Origin of the sequence: Streptomyces sp. NPDC005402, assembly GCF_040606575.1 — a bacterium.
In the GTDB taxonomy this organism is placed as follows: domain Bacteria; phylum Actinomycetota; class Actinomycetes; order Streptomycetales; family Streptomycetaceae; genus Streptomyces.
The window spans coordinates 110718-128508 of record NZ_JBEXFB010000005.1; the positions used below are offsets into that span (position 1 = coordinate 110718).

A 17791-nucleotide genomic window follows, 5' to 3' on the forward strand; every position below is an offset into this window, starting at 1 on the left:
CCCAGGGGTTCAGAGGTTCAGATGCCGAGCCGGGTGGCCAGCAGCTCGCGGTGGTACGACGGTGTGCCGAGCAGTACCTCGGAGCTCTTGGCCCGTTTGAAGTACAGGTGCGCGGGGTGTTCCCAGGTGAAGCCGATCCCGCCGTGGACCTGGATGTTGTCGCCGGCCACCTTGGTGAACGCCTCCGAGCAGAAGGCCTGCGCCAGGGCCGCCGCGACGGCGATCTCCGTGTCGTCGTCCGCGTCCAGCGCCCACAGTCCGGCGTACGCGGCCGAGCGGGCGGATTCGATCTCCACCAGCATGTCGGCGCACTTGTGCTTGATCCCCTGGAAGGAGCCGATGGGGCGCCCGTACTGCACCCGGATCCTCGCGTAGTCCACGGCGGCGTCCAGCGCGGCCGCCGCTCCCCCGACCTGTTCGGCGGCGAGGAGGACGGATGCGGTGGCGAGGGTGCGTTCGAGTGCGGGCCACGCCGTGTCCTCGGTGCCGATCAGGCGTGCGGGGGTGTCGGTGAAGTCCAGCCGTGCCTGTTTGCGGGTCTGGTCGAGGGTGGGCAGGGGGGTGCGGACCAGACCTGGCGCGTCGCCGTCGACCGCGAAGAGGTTGACGCCCGCGGGGGTGCGGGCGGCGACCAGGAGCAGGTCGGCGAGGTGTCCGTCGGGGACGTAGGTCTTCGCGCCGGTCAGCCTCGGGCCATCGGCGGTGTTCCGGGCGGTGAACCGGATGCCTTGCTCGTCCCAGCGACCGCTGTCCTCGGTGAGGGCCAGCGTGGCCACCGTCTCGCCGGACGCGATGCCCGGCAGGAGGTCGCGCCGGGCCTGTTCGTCGTCGCAGCGCAGCAGGGCTTCGGCCGCCAGGGCGACGGTGGCGAAGTAAGGACCGCACAGCAGCGCGCGGCCGGCCTCCTCGAAGACGATGCCGAGGTCGACGTAGCCGAAGCCGAAGCCGCCGTACTCCTCCGGTATCGCGAGCCCCTGAAGGCCCAGTTCGCCCGCCATCCGCCGCCAGACGACGGGGTCGTGGCCCCGCGGGTCGGCGGCCAGGCGACGCACGGTCGCCTCGTCGGAGTGCTTGGCCAGGAACAAGCGTACGACCTTGCGCAGTTCGTCCTGTTCCTGGCTGAAGGTGAGATCCATGCCGAGCTTCCCGTCCTCGGTGCGACGCGTCTGCCGATCGCTTGCCGCTCTCCGCTCGATACAGTTAGATAATTATAGTATCCACACTGAATGCACCAGGAGCGCGACGTGACCGATCTCTACGCCCCGTTCACGAGCCTGACCTTCGAGCGGCCCGCGCCCGGCGTGCTGCGCGTCGTGCTCGACGCCCCGCACCTCAACGCGGTCGATCCGCGGATGCACGGCGAGCTGGCCGACATCTGGCCGGTGATCGACCGGGACGAACAGACCCGGGCGGTGCTGGTCCAGGGGGCCGGCCGGGCGTTCTCGGCGGGCGGGACCTTCGACTCCATCGAGGCCATGACCGAGGAGTACACGGTGCGCGCCCGGGTGATGCGCGAGGCGCGGGACATGGTCTACGGGGTGATCAACTGCTCCAAGCCCGTGGTCTCCGCGATCCACGGTCCGGCGGTCGGTGCGGGACTGGTCATCGGCATGCTGGCGGACATCTCCATCGCCGCCCGCAACGCGAAGATCGTCGACGGCCACACCCGGCTCGGTGTCGCGGCGGGTGATCACGCGGCCATCTGCTGGCCGTTGCTGTGCGGCATGGCCAAGGCCAAGTACTACCTGCTCACCTGTGAGGCGCTCACCGGCGAGGAGGCCGAGCGGATCGGGCTGATCTCGAAGTGCGTGGCCGACGACGACGTGCACGCGGAGGCGCTGCGGGTGGCGACTCTCCTGGCCGCCGGTCCCACCAGCGCCATCAGCTGGACCAAGCGGTCCCTCAACCACTGGTACCGCACCGCCCAGCCGATCTTCGAGGCCTCGCTCGGGCTGGAGTTCTTCGGGTTCGCGGGCCACGAGGTCGTCGAGGGCCTGGCCGCCCACCGTGACAAGCGCGCCCCGGACTTCGAGGGCGTGGGCGAGAAGAACCCGCTGGCTCTGTGACCACCGCACGAGAGGAACCGATCATGACCGCTGAGCAGACCGCCACTGAAGTCCCGCCGCTGGTGCGGGGGTTGACGTACGAGGAGATGCCGGTCGGGCAGGTCTTCCGCACCGCCCGCCGGACCGTCACCGAGACCGATCTGGTCAACTTCGTCACCTGGGGCGGCTTCACCGAGCCGCTCTTCTGGGACGCCACGCACGCGGCGGAGGGCGGGTACACGGGCCGGCTGGTCCCGGGCGGCCTGACGTACTGCCTGGCCGAAGGGCTCGTCCTGCAGACGAACGTGCTGCACGGCACGGGCCTCGCCTTCCTGCACATGGAGCTGACCGTGCGGGGTCCGGTCTACGTCGGCGACACGCTGTACGCCGTCGTGGAGACCACGGGTTGCCGCCCCTCCAGCAAGCCCGGCCGGGGCGTGGTGACCAGCCGGATCACCGTGCGCAACCAGCGGGACGAGGACGTCCTGGTCTACTGCCCGGTGCGGCTGATCCGCGGCCGGGACTACGAGGCGCCGGCGCCGTGAGTCCGCGGGACGAGGGACAGTCCGGGCTTCGGGTCGGCGGCGGGCTCCGTGGCGAACTCGGTGGCGAACGCTCCCCCGTGCACCCAGTCGGACGGCATCGCGGGCCGCGGCGCGAGCTCGTGGTCCGGGATCGCCATCGCGTACAGGCGGGTGTAGCGGAACTTGGCCTCCAGGTTGTCGAGTACCGACCAGTACTCGTATCCGCACACGTCGACACCGGCGGAGATTAGCCCCGCCAGCCAGGTGAGCCGGGCCCGCAGCAGGGCCCGGCGACGGGTGTCGTCGCTGTGTCCCGTCTCGTCCACGAGGTCCAGGTCGCCCATGCCGTTGTCGACGACCGACAGCGGGGGCAGCAGGTCCCCGTACTGGTCGCACAGGCCCGCGACGGCGTCGGCGAGCCCCTCGGGGATGATCGGCCAGCCGTAGGCGGTCGTCTCCACGTCGTCGAAGGGGACGATCGCGAAGCCGAGACCCACGAGCAGGCGGTTGACCTCGTTGAGGGCGCTGCGGCACTTGGTGGTCGGCAGGACGCGGGGCAGGTTCTCCGGCGCGGTGACGCGGAACGGCGTGTGCCAGGACAGGCCCAGCACGTCCTGGGCGGTGGCGATGACCTCCAGGTCGCCGGGGCGTACGCAGCCCGTCGCCGCGACCGGGGCGTCGTCGTCCTCGGTCACCATGTGCTCGCCGAGCAGCAGGGGGTCGAGGAAGAGGCGGTTGGTCCAGCTGTCCAGACGCTCCAGGGCGAGCCGGTCGTAGGGGTCGTCGGTGGCCGCGTAGCCGCCGACGAGGGTGACCGTCGTCCCGATCCGGCCGGTGGCGCCGGCGGCCCTGAGGGCCTGGGTGGCGAGCCCGTTGGCGAGCAGGATGTGGTGGACCGCGGGCAGCCCTGCGCGGCCCGCGCCCCGGCCCGGTGAGTACATTCCGGCCACGTGGTCGGCGAGCGTGGGACCGGCGAGGTCGGTGGAGGTGACCCAGCGGTCCACCCGGTCGCCGAAGCGGCGGCCCAGCTCGGCGGCGTACTCGGCGAAGTGCTCGGCGGTGTCGCGGGCGAGCCAGCCTCCGGCGGCGTCCAGCCAGGGCGGCAGGGTGCGGTCGAACAGGGTGAGAGCGGGCCGCCTGCCCTGTGCGAGCAGGGCGTCGAGTGCGCGCTCGCAGCGGTCCAGCGCTTGCCGGTCCCAGCGGCCGGGGCCGTCGGGCTGGAGCTGGGGCCACCCGGCGACCATGCGGTGCGTGTCCGGGGTGAGACCGAGCAGCTGCCGGATGTCGTCCGTCCACTGCCGGAAGTGCCCGCCGCGTTCCGGCGGAGGCGGCGGTGGAGCCGCGATGGTGTCCGCGGTGGCGACCCCCCAGTCGATACCGCGCAGGGATTCATGCAGGAAACCATCGCTCATGGGCACCGTCCAGGCGGTCAATGGTTTAGCGCATTCAACTGAATGTCCGCCGCCCGGACGCTAACACTTCACGCACACCACGACAATGTTTCGGCCAGATCTCCCGAATGTGTAAACCCTGCGGACGGCTACTCCCCGAAGGGCCGGAAGTCCTCGTCCTGCCACCAGGGGTAGACGTCCGGCATGTCCTTGCTGACCCGGCCGGGGAAGGCGGGCTGCCGTTTCGCGAGGAAGGACTCGACACCCTCGACGGGGTCGGGACCGCCGCCGATCTGGCTCATGATGCGGGAGTCGAGCCGGTGCGCGGCCATGGGGTGCGGCTCGCCGAGCATCCGCCACATCATCTGGCGGGCCAGGGCGACCGAGATCGCCGAGGTGCTCCGGGCGATCTCCCGGGCGAGTTCGTACGCCGCCGGCAGCAGTTCCTCCGGGGGGTGGACGGAGCGGACCAGACCGGCCTCCAGCGCCTCGTCGGGACCGAAGACGCGCCCCGTGGCCACCCACTCCATGGCCCGCTGCATGCCGACCGCCCGGGGCAGGAACCAGCTCGCCGCCGACTCCGGCACGATGCCGCGGCGCGCGAAGACGAAGCCGAACTTCGCCGTCGTCGACGCCAGCCGGATGTCCATCGGCAGGGTCATGCTCGCCCCCACGCCCGCCGCGGGGCCGTTGATCGCCGCGATGACCGGCTTGGTACTGGAGAAGATCCGCAGCGCGACCCGGCCGCCGGTGTCCCGGTGCCAGGCGCCCGCCTTGCGGTGGTCGAAGGACGTACCACCGGAGCTGACGTCGGCGCCCGCGCAGAAGCCGCGTCCGGCGCCCGTCACCACGATCACCCGTACCTCGTCGTCCGCGTCGGCCGCGTCCAGTACGTCGAGCAGGTCCTGCATCATCCGCGGGTTGAAGGCGTTGAGTTTCTCGGGCCGGTCGAGGGTGACGGTGAGGATCCGGTCCGCCGTCTCGGCCCGCACGGTCTCGTACTCCTGCTGCGCCATGCGTGTCCTCCGTCGCTCCACGAGCCCGTTTCCAGAAAGCTTAATTAGTTATAGCATTCAACTCTAACGAGAGATCCCGGACGAGCGATCCTGAACGATCGATCCTGAACGAGGGCGGTGGACATGACGGATCTGGTGGTGACGGCCGCCGGGCCGGTCCGGCTGATCGAGCTGAACCGGCCCGAGCAGCGGAACGCGATGAGCGACGAACTGCACACCGGCCTGGCGTCGGTGTGGGACGAGGTCGCCGCCGACCCGGAGGCACGGGTGATCGTGCTCACCGGGCGCGGCCCGGCCTTCAGCGCCGGCGGCAACCTCGACACCATGACGCGGGTCCAGCGCGACAGCGCCTTCCGGGAGCGGCAGGTCGACGAGGCCCGCGGGATCATCACGGGCCTGGTCCGCTGTCCCCTCCCGGTGATCGCGGCGGTCAACGGCCCGGCCGTCGGCCTCGGTTGCAGCCTCGCCCTGCTGAGCGACCTCGTACTGATCGCCGACGACACCTATCTCGCCGACCCGCACGTCCAGGTCGGCCTCGTCGCGGGCGACGGCGGGGCGTACGTCCTGCCGCTGCTCGTGGGTCTGACCCGGGCGAAGGAACTGCTGTTCCTCGGCGAGCGGGTGAGCGCCGAGGACGCCGTCCGGCTGGGCATCGCCAACCGCGCGGTGCCCAGGGACAAGCTGATGGACGAGGCCATGGACCTGGCCGGGCGACTGGCGGCGCTGCCCGCGCAAGCGCTGCGCGAGACCAAGCGCGCGGTCAACCGGCACCTGGAGCAGGCCCTCGACACCGTGATGGAACCGGCCCTGCTCGCCGAGCGGGACACCATGCACGCACCGGATCACATCGCCGCGGTCGAGCGGATCATCGCGGCGCGCGGCCGCCGCTGAGCCGGAGAGCTGAGCCTCGGCGCTGAGCCGCAGAGCTGAGCCGGAAAGGAGTACTCGGATGGACTTCGCGTTCAGCGAGGAGCAGGAGGAACTCGGGCGCACGGTGAGGGCGTTCCTCGCGGACACCTCGCCCGAGACCGAGGTACGGCGCCTGATGGAGACCCCGGAGGGCTTCGACCGGGGGCTGTGGCGCCGGATGGGCACGGAGCTGGGCCTTCAGGGACTGGCCGTGCCCGAGGAGTACGGCGGCGCCGGATGCGGGCCGGTCGAGGTGGGCGTGGTCATGGAGGAGGCGGGCCGTGCGCTGCTGTGCGCGCCCTTCCTGTCCTCGGCCGTACTGGCGACGACCACGCTGCTGCGCTGCGACGACGAGGACGCCCGCAAGCGGGTGCTGCCCGGCCTGGCCTCCGGGGAGCTCGTCGGGACGCTGGCCCTCACCGAGGACTCCGCGCGCTGGGACGCGTCGGGTGTGCGGCTCACCGCCCGTGCTTCCACTGGGAGTTGGCGGCTCACCGGACACAAGACGTTCGTCCTGGACGGCGCGGCCGCTGATGTCGTCCTCACCGTGGCCCGCACCGACGACGGGATCGGTGTCTTCCTGGTGGACGGTGACGCACCCGGGTTGACGCGTGAGCCGCTGCCCACGCTGGACCCGACCCGCAGACAGGCGCGCCTCGACTACGCCGACGTACCGGCGACCCGGCTGCGGACGCACGGCGACGGCTGGGACCTGGTCACACAGGTCCTGGACCGGGCCGCCGTCGCGCTGGCCGCCGAACAGGTCGGGGTGGCCTCCCGCGCGCTGGACATGGCGGTGGAGTACGCCAAGGTACGGCACCAGTTCGGGCGGCCCATCGGCTCCTTCCAGGCCGTCAAGCACCTCCTGGCCGACGTCCTGCTGGAGGTCGAGTCGGCGCGTGCCGCCGCGCACTACGGGCTGCTCGCCGCCTCGGACGAGGCCCCGGACCTGCCGGCCGTCGCGAGCCTGGCCAAGGCGTTCTGCTCCGACGCCTGTCTGCAGGCGACCGAGGAGAACATCCAGGTCCACGGCGGCATCGGCTTCACCTGGGAACATCCGGCCCACCTCTATCTGAAGCGGGCCAAGACATCGCAGCTGCTGTTCGGCGACCCCGCGTACCATCGCGAACTGCTCGCACAGCGCATCGGCATGGAAACGGTCGGAGGGGCGGCATGAAAGTCGACGGCAAGCTCAATGTGTGGAGCACCGCGGAGGTCGTGGAGGAGGCCAGGCACCACGAGAAGGCCGGATACGACGGGCTGTGGGCCTCGGAGTCCAAGCACGACCCGTTCCTGCCGCTGATGCTGGCCGCCGAGCACACCGACCGTCTCGAGGTGGGCACCGCCATCGCAGTGGCCTTCGCCCGCTCCCCCATGCAACTCGCGTACACCGCACACGACTTGCAGACGTATGCCGGAGGCCGGTTCTCACTCGGCCTCGGCAGCCAGATCAAACCGCACATCGAGCGGCGTTTCGCCATGCCGTGGAGCCGGCCGACGGCCCGTATGCGGGAGTACGTGAGCGCGCTGCACGCCATCTGGGCCGCCTGGAACGAGGGCGAACGGCTCAACTTCCGCGGTGACTTCTACTCGCACACGCTCATGTCGCCGTTCTTCTCTCCCCCGCCCGCGACCGGCGGGGCGCCCAAGGTCTTCGTGGCCGCGGTCGGGGCGGCGATGACGCGGGTGGCGGGCGAGGTGGCCGACGGGCTGCTCGCGCACGGCTTCACCACGGAGCGCTATCTGCGCGAGGTCACGCTGCCGACCGTCGAGGCCGGGCTGGCCACGTCGGGCCGTACGCGCTCCGACTTCTCCGTCTCCCATCTGCTGCTGACCGCGACCGGCCGCACCGAGAAGGAGATGGCCCGCGCGGTGGACGGCACCCGGCAGCAGATCGCCTTCTACGGCAGCACGCCCGCCTACCGGGGCGTGCTGGAGCTGCACGGCTGGGGCGAACTCGGCGACGAACTGCACGCGTTGTCGACGTCCCGGCGCGAGGACAAGTGGGAGGCGATGGCTCGGCTCGTCGACGACGAGGTCCTGAACACCTTCGCCGTGGTCGCGGAGCCGGAGCGGGTGGCGGGCGAGATCCGGCGCCGCTACGGGACGCTGGTCGACCGGGTGTCCTTCTACACCGCGTACGAGATCAGCGCCGAGGTGTGGGAGCCGATCGTGGCCGAGCTGCGCGAGAGCTGACCGAGCTGCACGTGCGGGGAGCAGCATGAGAGTTGGGCGGTCAGCCGAGCAGGTCCAGGACGGTGGTCATGGACCTGCTGCGCAGCAGGTAGTCCTCGGCCTCCTGGAGATGGACCCGCCACAGGTCCTCCGCGGCCTCGGCGCTGCGCGCGGCGACCAGGTCGACGAGTGCGCCGTGGGCACGGAAGCCCCGCCGGTTGGCCCGGATGTTCTCGGGGCTGCCGGCGTCGAGGTCGACATGGGACCAGTTCGCCTGGTCGATGATGTCCCGGACCATGCCGTTGAGGACGCCGAGCGTCTCGTTGCCCGCCAGCTCGACGACGAGGGCGTGGAACTCCATGTGGGCGCGGATGAAGGCCGACGGGTCGTCCATGAGCCGCTCGGCCTCGGCGACGGCGTCCCGCAGCCGCTGAAGATCCTCGTCCGTGCGCCGCTCGGCCAGCACGCCGGCGCACGGCGCCTCGATCACCGTACGGGCGTCGTACACGTCCTTCAGGGTCGTCCCCCGGTACTCCAGCACCACGCCCGCGTACCGGGCGGCCACGGTGCCCTCCGGGACCTGTACCCGCGCCCCGCCCCGGGCGCCGCGGCGCACGGTGATCAGCGACTCGGACTCCAGGACGCGGAACGCCTCGCGCAGGGTGGGCCGGGACACGGCGAACTCCTCCATGAGAGCCGTCTCGGAGGGCAGCGCGTCGCCCTCGGCGAGTTCGCCGCGCACGATCATCCTGCGCAGTCGTGCCGCCACCAGCTCGGCCATCTTGGGGACCCGCACCTGGACGCCGTTGACCCCGCCTCCGCCCCGTCTTCCGGTCTCACTCATCGCGGGACCACCTCCGTCCGACCGGCAGGCGCGCAGCGCGGCGCGAACCGGGTGACCCACTCTACAACTAGATAACTCTTTCAACTAGGTTATCGAGTTTGTCCGAATGAGATGGTCGGCCAGGGACAGCAGCAGGTCACGGCCGACCGACCGTTCGCGCATGTCACCCATCATCAGAGGGACGTCGGGGTCGAGATCGAGCGCCTCGCGGACCTCGTGCTCGTCCCGGTCCCGGCGCCCGTGGAAGCAGTTGACGCCCACCACGAAGGGAATGCGCCGGCTCTCGAAGAAGTCGATGGACGCGAAGCTGCTCTCCAGTCTGCGGGTGTCGGCGAGGACGACCGCACCCAGGGCGCCGTGCACGAGGTCGTTCCACATGAACCAGAAGCGCTCCTGCCCGGGCGTGCCGAAGAGGTAGACCACCAGCCGGGGGCTGACCATGATGCGGCCGAAGTCCATGGCGACGGTGGTCGTGGTCTTGCGCTCGACGCCCTCGACGTCGTCGACGCCGACACTGGCCACGGTCAGGTACTCCTCGGTGCGCAGCGGCGCCACCTCGCTCACCGCGCCAACGAGGGTCGTCTTGCCGACGCCGAAGCCGCCGGCCACAAGAATCTTGACGGCCGCGGGAGCCGTGCCGACAGTGCGTGAGGTGAGGTCAGAGTCTACGGAGACCATCCCTCACCGCCCGAAGTAGGTTCATGTCCACGGTGCTTCCTGCCGCGACTGCGAGCGGCGGACGGGTGGTCGCCCTGCCCAGGGCGACCAGGTCGTCGATCAGAATCTTCGCCACCGAGATCGGCAGATCCAGTCCGGCGGCGACCTCGGCCACCGCCGCCGGCGTACGGCACTGCCGCAGGATGGCGCGGTGCTCGGGTTGCAGACCGCGCGAGGACCGGCCGGCGACCTCCGGTTCGACGGTCGTGACGAGGGTGATCAGGGTGAGGTCGTCACGGCCCGGGGCGGTGCGGCCCTGGGTGATCGTGTAGGGCCGCACGGACTGTGCGTCCGCGTCGTCCGACTCCAGGCCGTCCGTCCAGTGGCTCACTCACGTACACCGCCCTCGACGGTGGGCAGGACGACGCGTGCCTCCGCGCCGAGACGCTGGCCGACCTGCTGCATGAGCGTGTGCATGGCCACGGCCATCAGTTCGGCGTCCACCTCCTGGGAGGCCACGACCGCCAGGTGGGTGCCGCGGCCGGCGGCCGAGATGAACAGCCACAGGTCGGCCAGCTCGACGATCACCTGGTGGACCGGCCCCCCGTCGAACAGCGTGCCGACCCCGCGGGCCAGGCTCTGCTGACCGGTGGCCACGGCGGCGAGGCGCTCGGCGTCGCCCCGGGCGATGGTGCTGGACTGGCTCACCACCAGACCGTCGTCGGACAGCACGATGGCGTGCCGGGTGCCCGGGACCTGTTCGACCAGGCCGTCCAGCAGCCAGTCGAGATCCTGATGAGTGGCGGTCGTGCGCAGCGTCATGGTCAGTCTTCCGTCGGGAAACTTCTGCGGGTGGGCGTGGCGTCGGCGGTGCCGCGGTCTGCCGTGGGGGTCGTACGCCGGGCCCGGGACTGGCGTTGGAAGGCGCCGATGGTGGCGCCGGAGCGGGCCGGGGTGGGCCGGGGCCCGGCCTCCCGCTCGTCCGAGGGGAGCCGTACGGCCGCGTCGGGATCACGCAGCTCGTCGGCGAGGCTGGCCTGGCGCACGCGTTTGGGTAGCGGTTGCACGACATCCGGTGCGGTGGAGTGCGGTGGTACGCCGAGAGCGGCCGGTTCCGGGTGGGCCGGTGGCGGGCCGAAAGGCTGGGAAGGGAGACGCCGGCGCGGTGCGCCGACCGGGTCCGCACCCTCACCCGTGCCCGGCAGACCGGTCTGCTGACGTACGGGACGGGGACCCGGCGGCCCGTTCTGCAGCCTCTCCCGCAGCGCGGTCGCGCCGGACGGTGCCCCGCTCGTGGCAGATCGTGGGGCGCGCGGGTCCGGACCGTGGGCCGCGACCGGTGCCGCCTCGACGGCCGACGCCACCGGGTCGGGCACGGGCGGCCAGGAGCTGACGACCTCGTCGACGGGCCCGGAGTCGTCGATGACGACCAGTTCGTCCGGGATGAGGACGACCACCCGCGTCCCGCCGAACGCCGAGGGCCGCAGCTCCACCTGGATGCCCAGGCCCTGCGCGAGCCGGGCGACGACGTACAGGCCGAGCCTGACGTCGTCGGCCCGTGACATCACGTCCATGCGGGGCGGGTCGGCCATCAGCCGGTTGACCGCCTCGTACTGTTCGGCGTCCATGCCCACCCCGCGGTCCTCGATCTCCACGGCGAGACCGCGGCCCACCTGGGCGGCGTACACCTCCACGGGGGTCGGCGGCCGGGAGAAGCCGACCGCGTTCTCCATCAGCTCGGCCAGGACGTGGATGACGAGGCCGACGGCACGCTCGGACAGCCAGACACGGCCCTGCACCTCGATCTGGATCCGCCGGTAGTCCTGCACCTCGCTCTGCGCGGAGCGCAGCACGTCCAGCACCAACACCGGCTTGCGCCAGCGCCGTTGGGGCTGGCCGCCGCCGAGGATGACCAGGTTCTCCTCGTAGCGGCGCAGCCGAGCGGTGAGGTGGTCGAGGTCGAAGAGGTCCTCCAGGACCTCGGGGTCCTCGTGCTTGCGCTCCAGTTCGCTGAGCTTCTTCATCTGGAGACCGATGAGCAGCTGGGTGCGGCGGGCGATGCGCTGCAGGAGCTTCTCGAAGCCGTGGAGCTGGCCCACCTGGGCCACCGTGGTGTCGAGGGCGGTGTGGCGGGCGAGGTTGAGGGCCCGGCCCAGCTGTCCGAGTTCGTCGCCGCCGTGCTGGATCGCCGGGAGTTCGGCGTCCCGGTCGACGACCTCGCCCCGGCGCAGGCGGGCCACCACGTCCGGCAGCCGGGTCTGCAGGTCCAGGGCGGCGGTGCGCAGGGCGGAGATCCTCCGGCGCAGCATGCGGGTGAACAGGACGGTGATCAGGGCGACCACGAGCACGCCGACGGCGTTGGTGACGCTGGTGACGATGAGCCGGGTCTCCATCACCCGCAACTGCTTGTCGGTGGCCGCCGTCAGTGTCTTCGCGTAGGCGGCGTTGCGCTCCTGGAGTTGCGCGGTGACCTGCTGGACGCTGTCGCGCCAGTTCCGCCCGAGCTCCTTGGAGAACCGGTCCGTGTCGCCGCCGGTGGCGGAGCCCGCCAGCACGGCCTGTTCGACGGCGGTCTTCTTCTTCCACGCGCTGCCCGCCATGAGCTTGCGGAACTGCCGCGCCTCGTCGTCCGACAGCAGCGGCACGACCTTGTCGTCGTAGATGAACTGCTGGGAGCCGATCCAGGCGGCGAGCTGTCCCCGCTCGTCACCGGTGAGTTTGCCGCTCGCCGAGGCGCGGGTGAGCAGTGCGTCCTCGCGCGAGATCATCTCGGCGCCCCAGTCCTCGTCGATGACCGGGCGTACAAGGTGGTCGATGCCGGGCAGGCCGACGGTGCTGAGCGTGTTGAACACCTTCAGGTGCCGGGAGATCAGGCCCGTGTAGTTGTCGAACGTCTGCTGCGGCGAGGCGGTTCGCCCGTCGACGCCCGCGCGGTAGCCGGCCAGGTTCCGCAGGGCCCTGCCGAGGTCGACGACGTCACCGCGGATGTCGGCCGGTGCGTTCCAGCCGCTGTCGGGCAGCGCCTCGACGGCCTTCACGGCCGCGTCGGTGCGGGCCCGCTGGGCGCTCAGCTGCTTCCGGTACCCGGCGGGGTCGGCCAGGGCCGCCTCACTGAGCCGGCGTTCCTCCTGGAGGCTGAAGAAGGCGCCCAGCACCGGCCGGGCGGCCTGCGTGGACACGTCGTTGCGGTCCTGCTGACGCCGCCAGTCGGAGTAGAGCTGTGCGGAGTCGACCGCCCACAGCGCCACCAGGGTCACGATGGGCACCAGGGCCAGGACGAGCAGGACCGTACGCAGCGCCGGCTGCCGTCCGGCTCGGGGTTCCCGCCGGCCCTGTCTCTTCGACTCTCGGGCATGCACTGCCACTTCAGGACCTCAGCGATGCTCACAGGGGCGGGCCGCCCCAGTGGGGCCCGCACGATGCGGGAGATGCTATCGCTGGAAACAGCTAACTCAATACACTTAGAGTAATCGGTGTTTAAATTATGGTGAGGTGGTGAGCAGCCCGAGGGGGCCGTTCACCCCTCCGGTACGAAGTACGGCAGCGCGATCTCATCGGTGAGGGCGCGGAAGTCCACACGGACACGCAGCCCGATGACGACGTGGTCGGGGTCGCCCGCGTCCACGTGCGACAGCAGGGTGCCCCCGTCGTCCAGGTCGACGACGGCCAGCGCGAAGGGCGCGTCGAAGCCGGGGCCGGGTGCCCGGTGCACGACGGTCACCGAGTAGACGGTCCCCCGGCCCGCACTCGGCGCGTACCTCCACTCCCGCGACAGACAGCCGGGGCAGGCCGGTTCGGGGACGAAGAAGCGCAGACCGCAGGCCGGGCACTGCGGCACGACGAGCTCCCCGCGCCGGGCGGCCTCCCAGAACGGCCGGGACAGCTCGGTGGGGACGGGGACGGGCCGGTTCATCGCGTCCTCCCCAGCACGCTCATCTCGTAGTGCTGCGCGCCGGAGCCGGCGTTGCCCACGACGGCCAGTTCCGCACCCTCGACCTGGTGCACCGCCGTGCCGCGCAACTGCCGTACGGCTTCGACGACTTTGAGCGTCATCTGCTGGGTCCCGTTCCACGCGTAGGCCAGACAGCCGCCGTCCGGGTTGACGGGATGCTTGCCGCCGACGGTGATGGCACCGCTCGCGGCCAGCGGACCGCCCTCGCCCTCCCCGCACAGTCCGAGAATCTCCAACTGCCGGATGATCTCGAAGGAGTTGGGGTCGTAGAGCGAGAACACGTCCACGTCGTGCGGGCTCACACCGGACATCGCGTACGCGCGGGCCGCGGCGTCCCGGCCGAGCCCGCCGACCTCCCGGTGCAGAGCCGGGTTGGCGTACGCGGCCTGGTGGTACTCCATGCCGCCGCCGAGCACGGCGACGGGCGGGTGCGGAAGGTCGCGGGCCCGCTCGGCGGTGGTCACGACGAGGGCCGCCCCGCCCTCGCCGACGATGCAGCAGTCCAGCAGATGGAAGGGCGTGGCCACCATGCGGGAGGCGAGCACGTCGTCGGCGGTGTAGGGGCCGCGCCCGTACATCATCGCCTCCGGGTTGGTGGTGCCGTTGTTGCGGATGGTGGCGGCGACCTCCGCGAGCTGGCGCGGGGTCGTGCCGTACTCGTGCATGTGCCGTGCCGCCACCAGCGCGAACTGCGCGACGACATAGCTGCCCCACACATCGGCGAACTCCAGCGCCACCCCGGCCCCAACGGGTCCCGTCCCGCGCGAGACCAGCTTGCAGCCGCCGACGACGACAGTGTCCGCGAATCCGGCCCGGATCGCCGCCGCCGCTTTCAGCAGGCCCCGCGATCCGGCGTTGTCGAGCATCGAGTCGCTGGTCCAGCGCAGGTCCCGGCCGAGCATGCGCGCCCAGGAGCTGCCCTCGCCGGGCACGCCGCCCGGGCCGGGCCAGTCGACCTGGGCGCCGTCGACGTCGGCGGGTGTCAGCCCGGCGTCCGCGACGGCGCCGCTCACCGCTTCCAGTGCGAGGTCCATGGCGTCCCGGTCCGGGAGGGACAGCGCCTGTTCGGTGGCGTACACGCCGACGACGACCGGCAGGCGGCGGTCCGCGGGGTTCATCGTCCCGCGCCGAGCGTGTCGCCGCCCGGGTAACCGCCCCCGCCGAAGCGCTCGTCGAGCACCTCGTAGTCCTTCGCGTAGTCCTTGGTGCGGGGCAGGGCGTCGACGAACTCCACCGTCTTGGGCTTCTTGTACGAGGCGATCCGCGCCCGGCAGTGCTCGATGACGTCCGCTGCCGTGACGTCCCCCGCGTCCTGGTGGAGTACGACGACCGCCTTGACGTCCTGCGCCCAGCGCTCGTTGGGCACGCCGATCACGGCGGCCTCCTTGACCGCGGGGTGTGCCTCGATGCAGTTCTCCACCTCGGCCGGGAAGATGTTCTCGGCCGCCGACTTGAGCATCCGGGTGGTCGTGCCGAGGAAGCTGATCGTGCCGTCGGCCTCGCGCCTGCCCAGATCGGTGGTGTGCCACCAGCCGAAGCGGAAGCGCTCCTCGTTGATCTCGGGCCGGTTCCAGTAGCCGAGGTGCACGAGGTCGCCGCGGACGCAGATCTCACCGGCCACGCCGGTCGCGCACTCCTCGCCGGTGCTGTCGAGGACGCGTACGGCGGTGAAGGGGCCGGGGCGTCCCGCGTTGCCGGTGCCCGTGCCGCCGTAGGCCCCGGTCACGGCGAAGCCGGTCACCTCGGTCTGCCCGTAACCGCGGCCCTCGCCGCCGCCGTTGCGCGTGAAGCGGCTGGTGTCGGTGGGCACGGTGCCCTGCCACAGGGGGGCGGCGACACTCGCCCGCAGGTGGGAGAGGTCGTGGCCGGCCTCTCGGTTCAGGGCGACGAGTTGCGCGATGGTCGGCGGCATCAGGTACACGTGGGTGCACTTCTCCGCCGCCAGGAGCGGGAGCAGTTCCTCGGCGACCACGCGGCGCACGATGACGTTCTTGCCGCCGTGGACGAAGGCCGGGACGCCCCAGAACTGGTAGTTGCCGATGTGGAACATCGGCCCCGCGCCGAGGAAGGCGGCCTCCGCGCCGATGTCCCCCATCCAGGCGGAACTCGCGCCCATCGCCAGCAGGTTGCGGTGGGAGAGCATCGAGCCGGACTGCCGTCCGGAGATCGCCGCGGTGTAGATGACCAGCAGTGCGGAGTCGGGGTCGACGTCCGCGGCCGGGTCCTCGGGTGAACCGGAGGCCAGGAAGGACTCGTAGGAGTCGGGCCCTTCGGTGTCGTGGCGCAGCCACAACGCCCGGTGGTCGGTGCCCAGTTCGGCCCGTGCCTTGGCGACGGTGTCGCCGATCTCCTCGTCCTGCCAGACGATGACCTTGGGGTCGAAGTCCTCGACGGCGAAGGCCATTTCGGGAGCGGCCCAGCGCCAGTAGCCGGGGCAGACCATGGCGCCGGTCTTCGCCGCGGCGCCCAGCAGCTCCCAGATGCGGAAGGAGTTCTGACCCAGCCACAGGATGCGGTCGCCGGGGCCGACGCCCGCGTCGGTGAGGGCGTGGGCGAGTCGGTTGGTGCGCTCGTCGAGCTGCGGCCAGGTCAGCCGGGTGTCACCGTCGACGAGGGCGACACCCTCGGGGTAGGACCTGCGGTGTTCGCGGATGAGGTCGCCGAACGTCAGGCGGCGGGCGGGATTCACGGTCGATGACTCCTGTGGGATCTCGTCAGACGCGGCCGACGCCGACGCCCTTGACGTGGATGAACTCCTCCAGTCCGGCCCTGCCGCCTTCCCGCCCGAACCCGCTGGTGCCGACGCCCCCGAAGGGCGTGGCAGGTGAGGTGATCGGGTTCGGGCCGGGGTTCACGTAGACCGTCCCGGCCTTCAGGCGCGGCACCAGACGGTTCACGCGGGCTATGTCGCGGGACTGGATGTAGGCGGACAGGCCGTACTCGGTGTCGTTGGCGAGGGCGACGGCCTCCTCCTCCGTGTCGAACGGGGTGAGGGCGAGGACGGGGCCGAAGACCTCCCGCTGCGCGAGGTCGCTCTTGTTGTCGACGTCCGCGAAGACGGTCGGGGAGACGAAGCAGCCGTCGGATTCGATGCGTTCACCGCCGAGGACGAGGCGTCCGGCACGGTCCTCGACCGCCTGGTCGATCACGCCCTGGACGCGGTCGCGGGCGGCCTTGTTGATCAGCGGCCCGATGTAGGTCGTCGGGTCGAGCGGGTCGCCCACGGGCAGGTGGGCGACGACCCCGGTGACTCGCGCGACGACCTCGTCGTAGATCGGGCGCTCGACCAGCAGCCGGGTGGGCAGTGCGCAGCCCTGGCCGGTGTTGCTCATGGCGAAGGCCGCGCAGTACGGCACGACGGTGTCCAGGTCGGTGTCGGCGAAGAGCAGGTTGGCGGACTTGCCGCCCAGCTCGAACAGGACGGGCTTGAGGCTCTGGGCGGCGGACGCCATGATGCGGCGCGCGGTGGCCGGACCGCCCGTGAAGGAGATCTTGTCGACGCCGGGGTGCGTCACCAGGGCCTCGCCCGCGTCGCCGAGTCCGGTGACGACGTTGATCACGCCCTCGGGGATGCCCGCTTCACGGGCCAGGTCGGCGAAGAGCAGGGCGGAGAACGGCGTGGACTCGGCCGGCTTGATGACCACCGTGTTCCCGGCCGCGAGCGAGGGCGGGACCTTCATGGCCAGGGAGAGTGCGGGCGAGTTCCAGGTGATGATGTGGCCGATGACGCCGTACGGCTCGGCGAGGGTGTACTCGACGTTCTCGTGCGGGCTGTAGGCGGCCCCGACCATGCCCTCGATCTTGTCCGCCCAGCCCGCGTAGTACTCGGTCCACTCGGCGACGTGCGGTCCGACGTTCTCCGCCCAGCCGCCGATGCAGACGCCGTTCTCCAGCGGGCAGATCGCCGCGAAGTCCTGGATGTGCTCGCGCAGGAGCTGCGCGAAGCGGGTGAGCAGGCGGCGGCGCTCGGCGGGCCGCATGGGCCCCCACACCTCGAAGGCCTGCCGGGCGGCGGACACGGCCCGGTCCACCTCGGCGGGCCCGGCGAGCGGGACGAGGGCTTGGACGAGTCCGGTGGCGGGGTTGACGTGCTCGTACAGCCCGCCGCTGGTGTCGTGCAGGTCCTTGCCGCCGATGACGAGCCGGGGGCGCGGCAGGTCCTGCTCGGCCCGTTCCTGGTGCAGCTTCACATCGACCGTGACCACGGTGCCTCCTGAGCCCGCCGCACTGACTTCCGTACAGCTTAAATAGATAACCTATTTAGCCGAACCAATCAAT

At 71.2% G+C, this 17791-nt stretch carries 17 protein-coding genes; 5 read left to right on the forward strand and 12 right to left on the reverse strand.

Annotated features, from left to right (window positions below; translation table 11 throughout):
* Window positions 1–17: 17 nt before the first annotated feature.
* Window positions 18–1136: an acyl-CoA dehydrogenase family protein gene (locus ABZT02_RS11215; RefSeq protein ID WP_356016491.1), complete on the reverse strand. Its 1119-nt coding sequence runs from the start codon at window positions 1134–1136 to the stop codon at window positions 18–20.
* A gap of 108 nt (window positions 1137–1244) precedes the next feature.
* Between ABZT02_RS11215 and ABZT02_RS11220 the strand changes: the two genes are divergently transcribed.
* Window positions 1245–2066 (forward strand): enoyl-CoA hydratase/isomerase family protein, encoded by an 822-nt coding sequence (locus tag ABZT02_RS11220; protein WP_356016493.1) that lies wholly within the window; start codon window positions 1245–1247, stop codon window positions 2064–2066.
* 23 nt (window positions 2067–2089) lie between these two features.
* Entirely contained in the window at window positions 2090–2590 is a 501-nt protein-coding gene (locus ABZT02_RS11225) for a MaoC/PaaZ C-terminal domain-containing protein (protein ID WP_356016495.1), read from the forward strand.
* On the opposite strand, the gene ABZT02_RS11230 is transcribed toward ABZT02_RS11225, so the two are convergent.
* Both ABZT02_RS11230 and ABZT02_RS11235 read right to left on the reverse strand, forming a co-directional pair.
* Window positions 2569–3981, reverse strand: a complete 1413-nt coding sequence (locus tag ABZT02_RS11230; RefSeq protein WP_356016498.1) for a family 1 glycosylhydrolase — start codon at window positions 3979–3981, stop codon at window positions 2569–2571. The genes ABZT02_RS11225 and ABZT02_RS11230 overlap by 22 nt on opposite strands.
* Window positions 3982–4109: 128 nt before the next feature.
* On the reverse strand, window positions 4110–4976 hold the full coding sequence (locus tag ABZT02_RS11235) for a crotonase/enoyl-CoA hydratase family protein (RefSeq protein ID WP_356016500.1): 867 nt from the start codon (window positions 4974–4976) through the stop codon (window positions 4110–4112).
* A 123-nt stretch (window positions 4977–5099) separates the two neighbouring features.
* Here ABZT02_RS11235 and ABZT02_RS11240 point away from each other — a divergent pair, with 123 nt between their 5' ends.
* From ABZT02_RS11240 to ABZT02_RS11250, 3 genes are read left to right on the forward strand one after another with little or no spacing between them, the layout of a single operon-like run.
* Window positions 5100–5867, forward strand: coding sequence for an enoyl-CoA hydratase/isomerase family protein (locus ABZT02_RS11240; protein WP_356016502.1), 768 nt, complete (start codon window positions 5100–5102; stop codon window positions 5865–5867).
* A gap of 58 nt (window positions 5868–5925) precedes the next feature.
* Complete coding sequence (locus ABZT02_RS11245) at window positions 5926–7062, forward strand: acyl-CoA dehydrogenase family protein (protein ID WP_356016504.1); 1137 nt, start codon at window positions 5926–5928, stop codon at window positions 7060–7062.
* Entirely contained in the window at window positions 7059–8081 is a 1023-nt protein-coding gene (locus tag ABZT02_RS11250) for an LLM class F420-dependent oxidoreductase (RefSeq protein WP_356016505.1), read from the forward strand. The genes ABZT02_RS11245 and ABZT02_RS11250 overlap by 4 nt, the downstream gene beginning before the upstream one ends.
* A gap of 40 nt (window positions 8082–8121) precedes the next feature.
* Here the strand turns inward: ABZT02_RS11250 and ABZT02_RS11255 are convergent, their stop codons facing one another.
* The 9 genes from ABZT02_RS11255 to ABZT02_RS11295 form a co-directional block, all read right to left on the reverse strand.
* A complete protein-coding gene (locus tag ABZT02_RS11255; protein ID WP_356016507.1) occupies window positions 8122–8904 on the reverse strand; it encodes an FCD domain-containing protein in 783 nt (260 codons plus the stop codon).
* A gap of 84 nt (window positions 8905–8988) precedes the next feature.
* A complete protein-coding gene (locus tag ABZT02_RS11260; RefSeq protein WP_356016509.1) occupies window positions 8989–9582 on the reverse strand; it encodes an ATP/GTP-binding protein in 594 nt (197 codons plus the stop codon).
* Window positions 9563–9931 carry a DUF742 domain-containing protein gene (locus ABZT02_RS11265; RefSeq protein WP_356017105.1) on the reverse strand — a complete coding sequence of 123 codons (369 nt, stop codon included), beginning with the start codon at window positions 9929–9931 and terminating at the stop codon, window positions 9563–9565. Before ABZT02_RS11265 ends, ABZT02_RS11260 begins: the two co-directional genes overlap by 20 nt.
* A gap of 17 nt (window positions 9932–9948) precedes the next feature.
* Window positions 9949–10383: a roadblock/LC7 domain-containing protein gene (locus ABZT02_RS11270; RefSeq protein ID WP_356016511.1), complete on the reverse strand. Its 435-nt coding sequence runs from the start codon at window positions 10381–10383 to the stop codon at window positions 9949–9951.
* A gap of 2 nt (window positions 10384–10385) precedes the next feature.
* Window positions 10386–12926 carry a nitrate- and nitrite sensing domain-containing protein gene (locus ABZT02_RS11275; protein WP_356016512.1) on the reverse strand — a complete coding sequence of 847 codons (2541 nt, stop codon included), beginning with the start codon at window positions 12924–12926 and terminating at the stop codon, window positions 10386–10388.
* A 152-nt stretch (window positions 12927–13078) separates the two neighbouring features.
* A complete protein-coding gene (locus ABZT02_RS11280) occupies window positions 13079–13474 on the reverse strand; it encodes an OB-fold domain-containing protein (RefSeq protein WP_355739552.1) in 396 nt (131 codons plus the stop codon).
* Window positions 13471–14631 (reverse strand): thiolase family protein, encoded by a 1161-nt coding sequence (locus tag ABZT02_RS11285; RefSeq protein WP_356016514.1) that lies wholly within the window; start codon window positions 14629–14631, stop codon window positions 13471–13473. The genes ABZT02_RS11280 and ABZT02_RS11285 overlap by 4 nt, the downstream gene beginning before the upstream one ends.
* Window positions 14628–16202 (reverse strand): AMP-binding protein, encoded by a 1575-nt coding sequence (locus ABZT02_RS11290; protein WP_356016515.1) that lies wholly within the window; start codon window positions 16200–16202, stop codon window positions 14628–14630. The genes ABZT02_RS11285 and ABZT02_RS11290 overlap by 4 nt, the downstream gene beginning before the upstream one ends.
* Window positions 16203–16227: 25 nt before the next feature.
* Window positions 16228–17718 (reverse strand): aldehyde dehydrogenase family protein, encoded by a 1491-nt coding sequence (locus ABZT02_RS11295; protein WP_356016517.1) that lies wholly within the window; start codon window positions 17716–17718, stop codon window positions 16228–16230.
* Window positions 17719–17791: the final 73 nt, after the last annotated feature.